Genomic DNA, 15,067 nt, shown 5'->3' on the forward strand with positions numbered 1-15,067 from the left:
CGCGAATGCGCGCCTGCGTCGCCACCGACCAAGCGCATGCCTGTTACCGCAGTTCAAAAGAATAAGGATGGACTCTCCGCTATGATGGTGCTCTATTCCGGGACCACTTGCCCGTTCTCGCAACGTTGCCGCTTCGTGTTGTTCGAAAAGGGCATGGACTTCGAAATCAAGGACATCGACCTCTTCAACAAGCCTGAGGACATCGCTGTCATGAATCCCTACGGCCAGGTGCCCATCCTGGTCGAGCGTGACCTCGTGCTGTACGAGTCGAACATCATCAACGAGTACATCGACGAACGCTTCCCCCACCCGCAACTGATGCCCGCGGATCCGCTGATGCGCGCCCGCACGCGCCTGTTCCTCTACAACTTCGAAAAGGAACTGTTCAGCTGCGTCTCGGTGCTGGAAGACCGCACGGGCCGCTTCGACGCCACCCGCCAGGACCGCGCCCGCAACGATATCCGCGACCGGCTCGCGCAACTGGCGCCTGTGCTGGTGAAAAACAAGTACATGCTGGGCGAAGAATTCTCCATGCTCGACGTCGCCATTGCGCCGCTGCTCTGGCGCCTGGATCACTACGGCATCGAGCTGCCCAAGACTGCTGCGCCCATCCAGAAGTATGCCGAACGCATCTTCTCGCGTCCTGCCTACATTGAGGCGCTGACGCCCTCTGAAAAGGTCATGCGCCGCTAATGACGACAGCCATGCAGGAAACCTCCACCAAGCCTTATCTGCTGCGCGCTCTGCACGAGTGGTGCACGGATAACGGCTATACGCCGCATATCGTCGTTCAGGTCGATGAAAACACGCAAGTTCCGCGTGCCTACATCCGTGACGGCCAGATCACCCTCAACATCGGCTCGCTGGCCACCCATAACCTGCGCATCGACAACGATTGGGTCTCCTTCCAGGCACGCTTCAACGGCGTCACGGAAGACCTCTGGGTGCCGGTGGCAGTCGTCACCGCCATCTATGCGCGTGAAACCGGTGCCGGCATGGGCTTCGAAGTGCAGGAATACGAAACAGGCAAAAGCGGTGCCGCCGCCGAGCCCGGCACCGCCGACCCGGCACCGCCTGCGGCAGACAAACCGGAGGACGACCCCTCGCCCGCCGGCGGCAAGCGCCGTTCCCACCTGTCGGTCGTCAAATAAAACACAGCCCGGCCATTTCCGCGCCGGGCTGCTACAATTGCGCCCGCACCGTGCCGGCGTAGCTCAGTTGGTAGAGCAGCTCACTTGTAATGAGAAGGTCGAGGGTTCGATTCCTTTCGCCGGCACCACATCAGCATTCCCAGCAGTCCACAGCAGCATACAAACCCGCACCAGCCTTGGCTATGCGGGCTTTTTATTGCCTCCTAGTGTCTACAGCAGTGCATTGCCAGCTACCGTCACATGGCGGTATCTTTGGCGGTATGTGGCGAACAGCGCCAGCCAATCAGGGAAAAATACCGTCATGCCGCTGACAGATACCGCCTGCCGCCAGGCCAAGCCTACCGACAAAGCCCGCAAGCTGACGGACGGTGACGGCCTCTACCTGCTGGTCAACCAGACCGGCAAGTATTGGCGCATGGACTACCGCTACGGCGGAAAGCGCAAGACACTGGCGATAGGTGTCTATCCAACAGTCGGGCTGGCAGACGCCCGCGAACGCTGCCAGGACGCGCGCAAGCTACTGGCCAGTGGGATAGACCCCAGCGAGCAAAAGAAAGCGGACAAGCGCGCCTCCCTGTTAGCCGCTAGCAACTCTTTTGAGTCCGTCGCTTTGGCCTGGATCGCTGAACGGCAATCGCAAGTCTCGCCCAGCACCCACGACCACACCCTTGCGCGGATGCAAAACGATGTTTTCCCCTGGCTGGGCAAGCGCCCTATTACCGAGATCGACGCGCCGGAAATCCTGACCATCCTAAAACGCATGGATGCCCGCGGTGTGCGATTCTCTGCCCATAAGACACGCAGCGAAATCAGCCGCGTCTTTCGGTTTGGCATTAAAGAGGGCTACTGCAAGAGCGACCCGGCCCGCGACCTGGTGGGCGCAATCCCGCAAGCTAAGCAGCAGCACTTCGCATCCATCACTGACCCGGCCAAGGTTGGCGAGATGTTGCGGGCCTTTGAGGGCTTCTCTGGCACATTCCCGGTTCTCTGCGCCCTGCGGCTGGCCCCTATGCTATTCGTGCGTCCTGGCGAGCTACGCACGGCTGTATGGGCGGATATAGACCTAGAACGGGCCGAATGGCGCTACCGAGTCACCAAGACCGACACTGACCACCTTGTCCCGCTGGCTCGCCAGGCGGTGGCCGTGCTGCGCGACCTGCACACGCTAACCGGTGCCGGACGCTACCTGTTCCCTGGCGGCCGGACACCTACCCGGCCCATGAGCGGCGCGGCCATCAACGCCGCCCTACGCCGGATGGGCTACGACACCCGTACCGAGATAACGGGGCATGGATTCCGAGCGATGGCGCGCACCATCTTGCATGAGGAACTAGGTCAGAAGCCCGAAGTGATCGAGCACCAACTTGCGCACAAGGTGCCAGATGCCTTGGGCACAGCATACAACCGGACGAAATTCATCAAGGAGCGACGCGCCATGATGCAGGTATGGGCTGACTATCTGGACGCGCTGCGCGTGGGCGGCAATGTGGTGCAACTGCATCGCAAGGCGTAATGCCGGCCTGAAAAAACCTGAAATGATGCACCTGCATTACTGGGTCAGGCAGCACCAGCCACAAGACTGTTTATTCGTCCAGTACAATCTACAGCGATATACAACGGTTTACGCCAGCATCTAGCCCGACGGGGTGAAAAGTCGGAACGTCCACCGGCCTGATGCTGGTATCTATTAGATGGGCGACGTGCATGGACAACACTATGAGTAGCAGCCCCCCAGAGGACTTGAGCCATTACATCCTGATTGACCGGTTTTCAGCATGGGAGATCGCTTGCCTTATCTCAGGAATTGATCCTGCCAACAATCCTAGGCACGAGCTGTTGGGCAACCCTCTCTGGGGAAGAGTCTCAACCATTGAGGATGCTGTTGAGCAAGCGGCAAAAAAAGCAAACACATTAGTTATAGATGCGTTATGCCGAGTAACGTTTGACGACATTCAACTTTCATTAAATGAAATATTTGGCCCAGCCCCTTGGGATACAGCAAATAATCAAACCGGCTCGATGATTGGGCATGACGGCGACAGCGAGTACATTGTTTTTAACGCATTGCCCACCGTTCAGCACAGAACAAGCTGGCACAAACGCGGCTCTAGACCGCGCCAAGGCCATGATGACCAAGACGACTCAACAAAGTTTTTCCGAACAGATATCGAGGTGTGGCTTAGTCGATCAGGCTACCGAGGATCGCACTATTTCATAGAAAACGAGGTAGTTATTTCCACCACCACAACTGAAGCAACAAATTCGCCACGAAATTCAAGCGATGAACTAGGCACACGAGAGAAAAATAATCTTTTAAAAATGATTGCTGGACTTACTGCGGCAAACTACAAGTCCTACACCGGTGAAAGAGGCACGACCACCGTTACCGAGGTGTTGCGAGACTTTGATGCTTTGGGTATTGAGGGAGTGAAGGAAGACACGTTGAGAAAATGGCTGCGAGAAGCTGCCGCCTTTCTACCCAGAAACCCCTGAAAAATCAGGGCCAAGCAGCCTAATTAGGGTTTCGTAAAACCGAATTAGGGCCACGTCACCGCCAGCGTTGCAACACTGCACTCCTACTGTTCACAAAGGAGTGCAGCAATATGCACCAATCCACGAAAACTCCCGTTCGTCTCAGAGCAGCGCAAGAAGCAGCCGAACGCGCCCACGGATTCCCCGTCGATGACCGATTTATCACCGACCGAGAGGTAGCCGATCTACTGGGAGCATCTCGCTCCTGGCCCTGGAAGCTGGTCCAAGATGGCCGATTGCCTGCACCCATCCGCCTAACCGAACGCTGCACCCGCTGGCGTTTGTCGGAAATTCGCGCCTGGATGGCTGACCCGCAAGGCTGGCAGGCTGCCAACGCTCCCAAGCTGGAGGGCTGAGGCATGACGACGACCAAGAAAAAGGGCCGCGACTCCTGGCAGAGCGCGACCCCGACGACCAGCCCGAATGATACCGCGCTGATCCTGCAGTCCGTCAAGGACGAACCGCGCATTGATAGCCGCACGCTTGCACAGCACCTGGGCAACAAGCATCAGAACGTCCGTGAGCTGCTGGCCCATTACGCTGATGATTTCCGCCAGTTCGGAATACTCCGGTTTCAAACCGGAGAAATCGCGGGCCGCGGCCAACCTGAAAAATACGCGCTCCTGAACGAAGACCAGTGCTACCTGCTGCTGACCTATAGCCGCAACACCGCAAAGGTGCGAACACTCAAGGTTCGGCTGGTAAAGGCCTTCCGCGAAGCCCGCCAGGCGCAAGACCTGACACGCACTGAGTACCTGCCGACCTACCACGCGCTCCACGATGAAATCAGCGCCTTGGCTGGCCAGACGCCGAATGCCCGCTTTGTGCACATGAACGTGAATAAGCTGGTGAACCAAACGATCGGCATTGAGGCCGGTCAACGTGGTGCTCTGGATCTGCCGCGCCGCTCCCTAGTGGTTGCTGCGCAGTTCCTGGCCGGCTCTGCAATGCGTGGCGCCGCCAACCACAAGGAAGCCTACATCAGGGCCAAGGACGCGCTGCAGCGCCTGGGAACGACCTTGCTGGAGAGTGGCCGCCATGCGTAATCAGAAATCCTCCGCCAGCGAGTCGCAGCGCCAGCGAATCATCAAGGCCTTGATGATTCGCCCCCACAACTCGCACGAACTGCGAAAGCTTGGCTGCTACCAGGCACCCTCCCGCGTACTGGAGCTGCGGCGCCTGGGCTTCAACATCACCACTGAACGCGTGAGCATTTGGGATGACGAAGGCTTTCCGCACGACGGCATCGCCCTATACACGCTGAAGAGATAAGCCAACGAAAACAGCACTATTTCTCTTGGTGCCCCCGGCTGGCCTGCATCGCTTTACCGCTGCGCAATGGGCTACCCATTTCACACCGCAACTCACCTGCGATGACGCGCTCAAGATTCGGATCATCGAAAAGAGACGCTACGAGTTTTCGACTGTGCTCGCGCTGTTGCCTACGCATGTCATCCAGCGCCATCAGCAACACCCGATTCGTTCCACGCGCCGGCACCACATCAGCATTCCCAGCAGTCCACAGCAGCATACAAACCCGCATCGCCCTTGGGCTCTGCGGGTTTTTTGTCTCTGGCTCTCCCGGGGCGCCGGATGGGGTCTGACTCAGCCGCGGCGCGCTGCGGCGCTGGCGACTGCCAGGGCGGTCATGTTGAGCACACGGCGCACGGTCGATGCCGGGGTCAGGATATACGCCGGCGCTGAGACACCCATCAGGATGGGGCCCACGGTCACGCCGCCGCTGCTTGTTGTCTTCAGCACGTTGTACAGGATGTTGGCGGCATCCAGGCTTGGGCATATCAGCAGGTTGGCTGCGCCATGAAGCGAGGCGTCCGGTGCGCCCAGATAAGTGGCGCGGATACGGGGTTCGAGCGCAGCGTCGCCGTGCAACTCGCCGTCACATTCAATTTCAGGATGCCGGGCCACAAAAATATCTCTTGCCGCCTGCATTTTTCTGGCTGAAAGACGCCTGGACGAGCCATAGCTCGAATGCGACAGGAACGCGACCCGGGCCGGCAGGCCAAAACGCTGTACTTCCTGCACCGACATCCAGGCGATGTCCGCGAGCTGTTCGGCAGTGGGATCGTCATGAACGTAGGTATCGGCGATGAACAGTGTGCCGTGATGGGTCAGCAAGGCATTGAGCGCCGCGTAGTGCGGGGCGTCTGGCGCATGGCCCAGAATGTGGTGGACGTGCTCCAGATGGGCGTCGTAGGCACCGACCAGGCCGCAGATCATGGCGTCGGCATCACCGAGCTTGACCATCAGTGAGGCAATGATCGTGTTGGAGCCGCGTACCGCGGCCTTGGCGACATCGGCAGTGGCGCCGTCACGCTTCATCAGCTGGTGGTAATGCTCCCAGTACTGGCGAAAACGCGGGTCGTCCGACGGATCGACAAGCTCGATATCCCTGCCCGGCCGCATGCTCAGGCCGGCTTTTTCGTTGCGCGCCTGAATGACCGCAGGACGGCCGACCAGAATCGGCCGGGCGATACGGTCATCAATGGCAAGCTGGGCCGCGCGCAAGGTACGCTCGTCTTCGCCGTCGGCATAGGCAACGCGCTTTTGCTCATCCGCCACCGCCTTCGCGGCGCTGATCACCGGGCGCATCAGCATGCCGGTCTGGAATACAAAGCGCGACAGCTGCTCCTTGTAGGCCTCCATATCCGCAATGGGACGCATGGCGACGCCGGAGTCGGCGGCTGCCTGGGCGACCGCGGGCGCGATCTTCATGATCAAGCGTGAGTCAAACGGTGTCGGAATCAGGTAGTCGGGGCCGAACACCAGCTCTTTGCCCGCATAGGCATGCGCCACTTCCTCGCTGATATTCTCTTTGGCCAAGGCGGCGATCTGGCGCACGCAGGCCAGCTTCATGGCTTCCGTAATCTTGGTCGCGCCGCAATCCAGCGCGCCGCGAAAGATATAGGGAAAGCACAGGACGTTATTGACCTGGTTCGGGTAATCGGAACGGCCGGTCGCGATGATGCAGTCGGGCCGGACTGCCTTGGCCAGCTCGGGGCGGATCTCGGGCTCAGGGTTGGCCAGCGCCAGGATGATAGGCCGGTCAGCCATGCTCCTGGCCATTTCGGCTGTCAGCACGCCAGGCGCCGAGCAGCCCAGGAAGACATCGGCCCCTGCCACGATATCAGCCAGTGTCCTGGATCCAGTGTTCTGCGCGTAGCGGGCCTTGCTTTCATCGAAACCGCCAGGGCGGCCTATGTAGATCACCCCTTTGGAATCGGCGACGAAGATGTTCTCGCGCCTGGCGCCCAGGCCCACGATCACATCCAGACAGGCGATGGCGGCAGCGCCAGCGCCCGAGACGGCAATCTTGACCTGGCTGATCTGCTTGCCTACGAGTTCAAGCCCATTGAGCAAGGCGCTGCTGGAGATGATGGCAGTGCCATGCTGGTCATCATGGAACACCGGGATGTTCATGCGTTTGGATAGCTCCCGCTCGATGTGGAAGCACTCGGGCGCTTTGATGTCCTCAAGATTGATGCCGCCCAGCGTCGGCTCAAGCGCCGCGACGATCTCGATGATTTTTTCGGGGTCGCGCGCATCCAGCTCGATGTCGAACACGTCAACGCCCGCGAACTTCTTGAACAGGCAAGCCTTGCCTTCCATCACCGGCTTGCCGGCCAGCGGCCCGATGTCACCCAGGCCCAGCACCGCCGTGCCATTGGTAATCACGCCGACCAAGTTGCCGCGTGAGGTGAATTCGGCCGCGAGCGCCGGGTCTGCCTGGATATCCAGGCAGGGATAGGCTACGCCGGGCGAATAGGCCAGCGACAGGTCGCGCTGGTTGGACAGGGGTTTGGTCGCATGGACCGAGATTTTGCCTTTGCCGGGGCTGCGGTGGTATTCGCGGGCCGCATCACGCAAGGCTTGTTCAGCAGAAGAGAGTTTGGTGGTCATGGCAGTGTCCCTGGGTTAATCCAGCTCGGAACCTTTGAGTTCCGGGATGAGGAACAAGGTGGCAAGCATGTCAAGAACATAGATCGCCGCCAGCAGCGCAATGGCCATCTGGAAGGAATAGGCGGTGGCAATCGCACCGACCACGACAGGCCCAAACCCGCCAACCCCCCGGCCGATATTGAACAGCACATTCTGGGCAGTCGCGCGCGCCTCGGTGGGATAAGCCTCGGACATGAGGGTGCCGTAGCCGCCCAGCATGCCGTTGACAAACAAGCCCAGCACCGCGCCAGCCCATAGCAGTTGCATCGGGTCGGCAAGCTTCGAGTACACGATCACCATAATGACCGCGCCAGCCTGAAATATCAGGAAAGAAGGTTTCCGGCCAATACGGTCCGCGAGCTGCCCGAAGATCCAGATGCCAGCCAGCATGCCCAGAATCGTGACCGAGGTCCACATGGCCGACTGCGTGAGGTTGAAGCCCAGTTGTTTGGCCAGGAAGCTGGGCATCCAGATCATGATGCCGTAGTAACCGAAGTTCTGTACCGAACACAAAATCGCAATGCCCGCGCTCACGCGCATTGTCGGCCCGTCCTTCACCAGTAGCTTGAAGGCATGCCCGATAGGCGCCTTGCGGGTCTTGCTGCGCACGAACGCTTCCGGTTCATGCAGCTTGTTGCGGATGGCCCAGGCCACCAGCGCGGGAATCACCCCGATCAGGAACATGCCACGCCAGCCAATCGACGGCAGCAGCAGAGGCGTCAGCAATGCGGCGCCCAGCACGCCAACCTGCCAGCCCAGCGCGACATAAGAAGACACGCGAGCACGGTATTTGGCGGGCCATGCCTCGGCTGCCAGGGCCATGCCTATTCCGAATTCACCCCCCAGGCCCACGCCCGCGATGGTGCGGTAGATCAATAGATCCCAATAGCCCTGTGCAAAAGCACACAAGCCCGTGAACAATGCAAATAGCACGATGGTCCAGGTCAACACTCTGATGCGGCCGAAACGGTCGCTCAGGGCGCCAAAGATGATGCCTCCGGCGACTGCCCCCACCAGCGTCCAGGTCACCAGCGAGCCGGCCTGACCAGGCGTGAGGTTGAGATCGGCGGAAATCGCCGTCAGCATGAACCCCAGAATCAATAAGTCGAAGCCATCCATGGCATAGCCCACGGCTGATCCGGCGAGCGCCTTCCAGCCGTAGCCATCGACTTCGGTCCGGGCCTCCCCTGTGCTGGGAGACGTTGATTCATTGCAATTTTGCATAACGCATACCTTTCACGCGGCCATTGCCGCACTGTGAGTGACGCAGCCCACCGGGGCCACGCGGGAAAAAAAGCGGAAACTGACAGCCAGCGCGCGGCCGCCACTGCGATGCAGGACCGCGGGCATGGAACACGCGAACCCTGATCGCTGCCCTGTACGCCTGGCTGTTCTAAACGCCTGCCTGTCTGAAACGCCCAACAAAATAATTAAAAGAAACTTATCTCAAAAAAGATACGATTGTGCATTTTTACAGGTTTGCGCCTGATCACGGTACAGATACAAACCCTAATTCCTGGTGGATCGCACATGGCCATACCGCGCCGCGCCGGGCGATATGCGGTGAACCTAGAGACTGCGCCAGCCGCCATCTTGCAAGGAAGGCGATGGGTTTGAGCTGGCGCAGGCCGCAAGCCCCAGGGCCCATCTCTGGGCGCTAGTGAAAACCCGCAGATCAAAACATAGATAAATATCAAAAAAGATACTAGGATAAAAAAAGAGCTGACCCAGCGGGACAGCCGAAACAAACCTGTGTGAAAGATCCCATGAGCACAATTGACGACCACCCCCCACCTTCTGAACTGGCGAGCCGCGCCTCAGCCGGGATGCCCGATTGTTTCCAGCGCAACGCCGAACACGTGGCATCCCATCGCTGCACGGTGCTTGAACATCGCTGGGTTAACGACCGGTACAAATATTTGCGCCTGAGTTCAAACGCCGAGCTGGCCCGGATGACCCGGCCCGGGCAGTTCTATCAACTCAAGTGCCCGTCCGCGGCAGGACAGCATCCTTTCCTGCTGCGCCCCATGAGTGTCTATGGCGTCGGCCCGGAAGCAGGAACCATCGAATTCCTCTACAACGTGACTGGTGCTGGCACCCGGGCGCTGGCAACCCTTGGCATCGGTGATGCCATGGAAATCGTCGGGCCGCTGGGCAATACCTTCGTGCTGCGGCCCGAGTTCGAACGCATTCTGGTCGTGGCGCGCGGTGTCGGTCTCGCCACCATGGCGCCGCTGCTCAAGGCAGCCGCACAGGCCGGTATCGCCATCACCGCCATCATGTCGGCGCGCGCGCCGAAAGACCTGATGCGCGATGAATTCCTGCGCGGCGCTGAAGCAGACGTGCATTGCGTGTTCGACAGCGACGACAGCTCATCGGTCAGCAATGTGGATACGCTCGTGCGCCGCCTGCTGGCCGAACAACACCACGACGCCATCTATACCTGCGGCTCTCACCGCCTGCTGATGCTGTTGCAAAAGGTGCTGCAAGACCACCCGCCGATTCTCGGAGAAGTCGCCATGGAGCAGCGCATGGCTTGCGGCATGGGCGTCTGTCTGTCCTGTGTCCGCCTGTTCGATGATGCGGGGGACAAACAGTTTCTGCGCGTCTGCCGTGAAGGCCCCGTGTTTCCGATCCGCCATGTGGTGGGGGAGGTGGAATTTGGCTGATCTTACCGTTCAGATAGGCGATGTCAGCCTGCGCAATCCCGTCATGCCCGCTTCGGGCTGCTTCGCGATCGAATACGCCGAAGCGCTCGATTTCAATCAGCTGGGCGCCCTGGTCATTAAAAGCGTCTCTTCCAAGAGCCGTGCCGGCAATGCCACGCCGCGTGTGACGGAAGCGCACGGCGGGATGATGAATTCCATCGGCATTCCCAGCAAAGGCCTGGACTACTACTGCAAAGAGGTGCTGCCCGCCTATATGCAATTCAACACCCCGGTGGTGGTTTCTATCTCTGCCGATACCGTTGATGAGTTTGCCCGGGCGGCGGCGCGGATGTCGCTGCCCGGGGTTGCCGCCATCGAAGCCAATATTTCGTGCCCCAATCTGGAAGCCGACGGCATGGCATTCGCGGTCGCTCCGGAATCCACCTACAAGGTGGTCAGCGCGATCCGGCGCCATACCTCGCACCCCGTCTGGGCCAAGCTGACGCCCAATGCCTCCCAGCTGGGCGCCATCGCGCGCGCTGCCGAAGAAGCCGGCGCCGACGCGCTGGTGATGGGCAATACCGTGCTGGCCATGGCGATAGACATCAGAACGCGCAAGCCCAAGCTAGGCAATGTGATGGGCGGCCTTTCCGGCCCGGCCATCAAACCCATCGCCTTGCGGATGGTGCATCAATGCTACCGGAGCGTGCGCATTCCCATCATCGGCTGCGGCGGCATCGCCACGGCGGAAGATGCGGTGGAGTTTCTGCTGGCAGGCGCCAGCGCCGTGCAGGTGGGGACGGCGTCCTTTACCGACCCCGGCGTCATGCAGAAGATCATTGACGGACTCACGGCGTACTGCGCGGAGTCGAAGGTCGCGAACGTCCGCGATCTGACAGGACAGGTCGTACTCGACCACCAGCTGTCGGACCGCTGGCTTCGCTTTGCCCAGCAATCGGGCTAGGAGAGCATCCATGAGCACATCGGCTACATCATCTGCGTCGCCAGCCATGCGGGAGGCCCTGAGGGAAACCGCCGAAAAGCTGTTCGCGGATATCCGCGAACTGTCTTTTGACGGCGTCGGCGTCACGCGCGAAAGCTATGGCCGCCGCGAAACGGAAACCGGCGATTACCTGGCAGCCTTTGCGCAGAGCCAGGGGCTGACGGTCAGCCATGACCGCGCCGGCAACTATATTTTCTCCAACCCTGGCCTGGCGCCTGAGCAGCCCGCCATCTGGGTAGGCTCGCATATCGACTCCGTGCCGCAGGGCGGCAATTTCGACGGCCTGGCCGGGGTCATTGCGGGGCTGCTTTGCCAGGTGAGCGGCCAGCACAGCGCCGCGCCCCTGCGCACCATTGCCTTCCGGGGCGAAGAAAGCGCCTGGTTCGGAAAAGCCTACCTGGGTTCCAGCGCTCTCTTTGGAAAAATCTCGGCGGCCGACCTCGAACTCGTGCAGCGCAGCAGCGGACAGACACTGGACGAGTGCATGGCCAGCGTGGGAGCGGATATGGCAGCGATACGCGCGGGCGAACCGCTATTCGACAAGAAGCAGGTTCTGGCCTATCTCGAACTGCATATCGAACAGGGGCCTGTGATGATTGCCCGCGATCTGCCGCTGGCTGCCGTCAATGGCATCCGCGGCAACATCCGTCACAACCGCATAGAGTGCCTGGGCGAAGCCCAGCACTCGGGCGTCGTCCCGCGCTGGCTGCGGCGCGATGCCATGTTCGCCGTTTCGGATCTCATCATGCGTCTTGATGCGCACTGGAAAGAACTGCTGGAGCGCGGCATAGATCTGGTCGTTACCGCAGGCATCGTCCAGACCGACCCTGCCGAGCATTCCATCTCCCGGATTCCGGGGCAGGTCAGTTTCAGCCTGGAAGCCAGAAGCAAAAGCGCCGATACGCTGGAAGCTTTCTATCAGCTGGTACAAGCCGAGCTGCAAGCCGTCGGCAAAGAACGAGGCGTGCGGTTTGTCACCGACAGACGGCTGCGCTCAGATCCCGCAACCATGCACCCCCGGGTATGCCAGGTGCTGATGGCAGCATGCGCGGCCCTGGGCGTGGCGCACGACAGTATTCCGAGCGGCGCCGGCCATGATGCATCGCTGTTTGCCAATGCCGGGATTCCTAGCGGCATGTTATTCGTGCGTAATCAGAACGGCTCGCACAACCCGCATGAGGCCATGGAAATGGATGATTTCCTGCTCGGTGTGCACGCCCTGAGCGAAGCCATCCACACACTCGGCAGCGACCTATGAGCCACACCCTCACGCTGACGCAGCCAGACGACTGGCACGTGCATCTCCGCGATGGCGAAATACTGCGCGCCGTCCTCCCCTATACCGCAGCGCAGTTCGGGCGCGCCATCGTCATGCCCAACCTCAAGCAGCCCGTGACATCGACGGCGCTGGCCGCCGCCTACCGGGACCGCATCCTCGCTCATCTGGCGCCGGGCACACGCTTCACGCCGCTCATGACGTTCTATCTCTGTGACGGCACGCCAGCGCAGGAAGTCAGGCGCGGCTTCGAGGAGGGCGTGGCCACCGCAGTGAAGCTATACCCGGCCGGCGCCACGACACACTCGGAATACGGCGTGACCTCCACCGCCAAGGTCGGCAGCGTCCTGGAGACCATGCAGGCCATGGGCATGCCATTGCTCGTGCATGGAGAAAGCACCGATCCTGCTGTGGACATTTTCGACCGCGAGAAAGTCTTCATCGACCAGACGCTGATTCCCTTGCTGCGTGATTTTCCCGCCCTGAAAGTCGTGATGGAACACATCACCACGGCCGAAGCAGCGGATTTTGTCGCGGCGGATACGTCTGGCAGATTGGCGGCAACCATCACGCCCCAGCACCTGGTTTTCAACCGCAATGCCATGTTCCAGGGGGGCTTGCGCCCCCACCACTATTGCCTGCCCGTCCTGAAGCGGGAAAGGCATCGCCTGGCGCTGCGGCGGGTGGCCACCTCGGGCGCCCGCAACGTTTTCCTGGGCACGGACTCGGCCCCCCATCTGCGCCAGTTCAAGGAGGCCAGCTGCGGCTGCGCGGGGATTTTCAATGCGCCGGCCGCCCTGTCCGTGTATGCCGCCGTGTTCGAGGAAGAAAACGCGCTGGACCGCCTGGAAGCATTCGCCAGCCTGAATGGCCCGGCCTTCTATGGCCTGCCCGCCAATCAAGCCCGTGTGACATTGGTGCGCGAGCCCTTCACGCCCCCAGCCGACCTTCCCTTACCCGATGGCTCAGTCATTCATCCCTTTCTTGGCGGCAGCACGCTCGCGTGGTCCGTGCGCGCCCCTCTTGCCGCCGCAGCGGCGCAGGATGCCTCTCATGAGTAAATTGATGCGTACCGAATACGATCTGCTGGGCGCCTGCGAAGTGCCGGCGGCCGCCTACTACGGCGTTCACACCGAACGGGCCCGAAGAAACTTTCAGATCACCGGCACCGCGGTGTCATCCTTCCCCGACCTGATTGTGGCGCTGGCCGCCGTCAAACAGGCGGCGGCCCAGGCCAATGCGTCGCTAGGCCTGCTGGCGCCGCACAAGCGCGATGCCATCGCGGCCGCTTGCGAGGAAATCCGGGCCGGCGCGCTGCACGATCAGTTTGTCATAGATGTCATCCAGGGCGGCGCCGGCACCTCGACCAACATGAATGCCAACGAGGTCATCTGCAACCGCGCGCTGGAGATTCTGGGCCACAGCAAAGGCGAATACCAGTTCCTCCATCCCAATGAAGACGTCAACATGGCGCAAAGCACCAATGACGTTTACCCGACCGCCATCCGGATCGCCGCCTGCCTGGCCGTCGAGCGTTTGCTGGCGGCAATGGCCTACCTGCGCGGCCACTTCGCAGCGAAAGCCGCCGAATTTGCCCCTTTGCTGAAGATAGGACGCACGCAATTGCAAGATGCCGTGCCGATGACACTGGGCCAGGAATTTTCGGCCTATGACGTCATGCTGGGCGAAGATATCGCCAGACTGCGCGAAGCCGAGGCACTCATCCGCGAGGTCAATCTGGGCGCGACGGCAATCGGTACCGGCATCACGGCGCACCCGGAATATGCCGCGCGCGCCGTGGAGCAGCTCAGGCTGCTGACGCAGCTCGATCTGTCCAGCTCGCCGAACCTGATCGAAGCCACCCAGGACTGCGGCGCCTTCATCCAGCTTTCGGGCGTCCTCAAGCGGACCGCGGTCAAGCTGTCCAAGGTCTGCAACGATTTACGCCTGCTTTCAAGCGGCCCGCGCTCCGGCCTGGGAGAAATCAACCTGCCTGCCATGCAGGCGGGCTCCTCCATCATGCCGGGCAAGGTCAATCCTGTCATCCCGGAAGTCGTGAACCAGATTGCCTTCGAAGTGATAGGGTCGGATCTCACGGTCACGTTTGCCGCGGAAGCCGGGCAACTGCAGCTCAACGCGTTCGAACCGGTCATCGCCAATGCGCTCTTTCGCAGTGTCCGGCATCTCACCAATGGCTGCATGACACTGGCCGATCTGTGCATCAAGGGCATCACGGCAAATCCCGAGCGTTTGGCCGAAGGGGTGGAACGTTCCATCGCGCTGGTCACGGCATTGAATCCTGTCATCGGCTACAAGATGGCAACGGCAGTGGCCGCGGAAGCCTTCGCCAACGGCACCAATGTGCGGCAGGTGGTGCTCGACCGCGGCCTGATGACCCGCGAGCAACTGGATGAAGCGTTGCGCCATGAGGTGCTGATCCAGCCGCGCGCCTGCGTGCCGGCAGGACGGAATCCCTGAACGTGGACGGCAAAAACCAGGG

Annotated in this window: 15 protein-coding genes and 1 tRNA gene; 13 read left to right on the forward strand and 3 right to left on the reverse strand. The window is 60.8% G+C overall.

Annotated features, from left to right (window positions below):
• The first annotated feature begins 81 nt into the window (after nt 1-81).
• The 8 genes from ACTJGZ_RS02890 (at nt 82) to ACTJGZ_RS02925 (ending at nt 4,955) form a co-directional block, all read left to right on the forward strand.
• Nucleotides 82-693, forward strand: coding sequence for a glutathione S-transferase N-terminal domain-containing protein (locus ACTJGZ_RS02890; RefSeq protein WP_441661446.1), 612 nt, complete (start codon nt 82-84; stop codon nt 691-693).
• A gap of 11 nt (nt 694-704) precedes the next feature.
• A complete protein-coding gene (locus ACTJGZ_RS02895) occupies nt 705-1,151 on the forward strand; it encodes a ClpXP protease specificity-enhancing factor (protein ID WP_441661529.1) in 447 nt (148 codons plus the stop codon).
• Between the two features lie 52 nt (nt 1,152-1,203).
• Nucleotides 1,204-1,279 (forward strand) — tRNA-Thr (locus ACTJGZ_RS02900).
• A gap of 173 nt (nt 1,280-1,452) precedes the next feature.
• The gene (locus ACTJGZ_RS02905) at nt 1,453-2,664 is read left to right on the forward strand and encodes a tyrosine-type recombinase/integrase (protein WP_441661447.1); all 1,212 of its coding nucleotides are present in this window, start codon (nt 1,453-1,455) and stop codon (nt 2,662-2,664) included.
• Nucleotides 2,665-2,867: 203 nt separating this feature from the next.
• Nucleotides 2,868-3,644, forward strand: coding sequence for a hypothetical protein (locus ACTJGZ_RS02910; RefSeq protein WP_441661448.1), 777 nt, complete (start codon nt 2,868-2,870; stop codon nt 3,642-3,644).
• Nucleotides 3,645-3,754: 110 nt separating this feature from the next.
• Nucleotides 3,755-4,039 (forward strand): helix-turn-helix transcriptional regulator, encoded by a 285-nt coding sequence (locus ACTJGZ_RS02915; RefSeq protein WP_441661449.1) that lies wholly within the window; start codon nt 3,755-3,757, stop codon nt 4,037-4,039.
• Nucleotides 4,040-4,042: 3 nt separating this feature from the next.
• Nucleotides 4,043-4,729 carry a Rha family transcriptional regulator gene (locus ACTJGZ_RS02920; protein WP_441661450.1) on the forward strand — a complete coding sequence of 229 codons (687 nt, stop codon included), beginning with the start codon at nt 4,043-4,045 and terminating at the stop codon, nt 4,727-4,729.
• A complete protein-coding gene (locus tag ACTJGZ_RS02925) occupies nt 4,722-4,955 on the forward strand; it encodes a helix-turn-helix domain-containing protein (protein WP_441661451.1) in 234 nt (77 codons plus the stop codon). The genes ACTJGZ_RS02920 and ACTJGZ_RS02925 overlap by 8 nt, the downstream gene beginning before the upstream one ends.
• Nucleotides 4,956-4,971: 16 nt before the next feature.
• Here ACTJGZ_RS02925 and ACTJGZ_RS02930 read toward each other — a convergent pair whose 3' ends face one another.
• The 3 genes from ACTJGZ_RS02930 to ACTJGZ_RS02940 form a co-directional block, all read right to left on the reverse strand.
• Nucleotides 4,972-5,214 carry a hypothetical protein gene (locus ACTJGZ_RS02930; RefSeq protein ID WP_441661452.1) on the reverse strand — a complete coding sequence of 81 codons (243 nt, stop codon included), beginning with the start codon at nt 5,212-5,214 and terminating at the stop codon, nt 4,972-4,974.
• Nucleotides 5,215-5,288: 74 nt separating this feature from the next.
• Complete coding sequence (locus ACTJGZ_RS02935; RefSeq protein WP_441661453.1) at nt 5,289-7,601, reverse strand: NADP-dependent malic enzyme; 2,313 nt, start codon at nt 7,599-7,601, stop codon at nt 5,289-5,291.
• A 15-nt stretch (nt 7,602-7,616) separates the two neighbouring features.
• Complete coding sequence (locus ACTJGZ_RS02940; protein WP_441661454.1) at nt 7,617-8,864, reverse strand: MFS transporter; 1,248 nt, start codon at nt 8,862-8,864, stop codon at nt 7,617-7,619.
• Between the two features lie 602 nt (nt 8,865-9,466).
• Between ACTJGZ_RS02940 and ACTJGZ_RS02945 the strand changes: the two genes are divergently transcribed.
• The 5 genes from ACTJGZ_RS02945 to ACTJGZ_RS02965 are packed head-to-tail and all read left to right on the forward strand — an operon-like array spanning nt 9,467 to nt 15,045.
• Nucleotides 9,467-10,309: a dihydroorotate dehydrogenase electron transfer subunit gene (locus ACTJGZ_RS02945; protein WP_441661530.1), complete on the forward strand. Its 843-nt coding sequence runs from the start codon at nt 9,467-9,469 to the stop codon at nt 10,307-10,309.
• Nucleotides 10,302-11,252 carry a dihydroorotate dehydrogenase gene (locus ACTJGZ_RS02950; protein ID WP_441661455.1) on the forward strand — a complete coding sequence of 317 codons (951 nt, stop codon included), beginning with the start codon at nt 10,302-10,304 and terminating at the stop codon, nt 11,250-11,252. Before ACTJGZ_RS02945 ends, ACTJGZ_RS02950 begins: the two co-directional genes overlap by 8 nt.
• A gap of 10 nt (nt 11,253-11,262) precedes the next feature.
• Nucleotides 11,263-12,549: a hydantoinase/carbamoylase family amidase gene (locus ACTJGZ_RS02955; RefSeq protein ID WP_441661456.1), complete on the forward strand. Its 1,287-nt coding sequence runs from the start codon at nt 11,263-11,265 to the stop codon at nt 12,547-12,549.
• Entirely contained in the window at nt 12,546-13,628 is a 1,083-nt protein-coding gene (pyrC, locus tag ACTJGZ_RS02960; protein WP_441661457.1) for a dihydroorotase, read from the forward strand. The genes ACTJGZ_RS02955 and pyrC overlap by 4 nt, the downstream gene beginning before the upstream one ends.
• Nucleotides 13,621-15,045: an aspartate ammonia-lyase gene (locus ACTJGZ_RS02965; RefSeq protein WP_441661458.1), complete on the forward strand. Its 1,425-nt coding sequence runs from the start codon at nt 13,621-13,623 to the stop codon at nt 15,043-15,045. Before pyrC ends, ACTJGZ_RS02965 begins: the two co-directional genes overlap by 8 nt.
• Nucleotides 15,046-15,067: the final 22 nt, after the last annotated feature.

The organism is Kerstersia sp. (assembly GCF_052103615.1).
GTDB lineage: Bacteria > Pseudomonadota > Gammaproteobacteria > Burkholderiales > Burkholderiaceae_B > Kerstersia.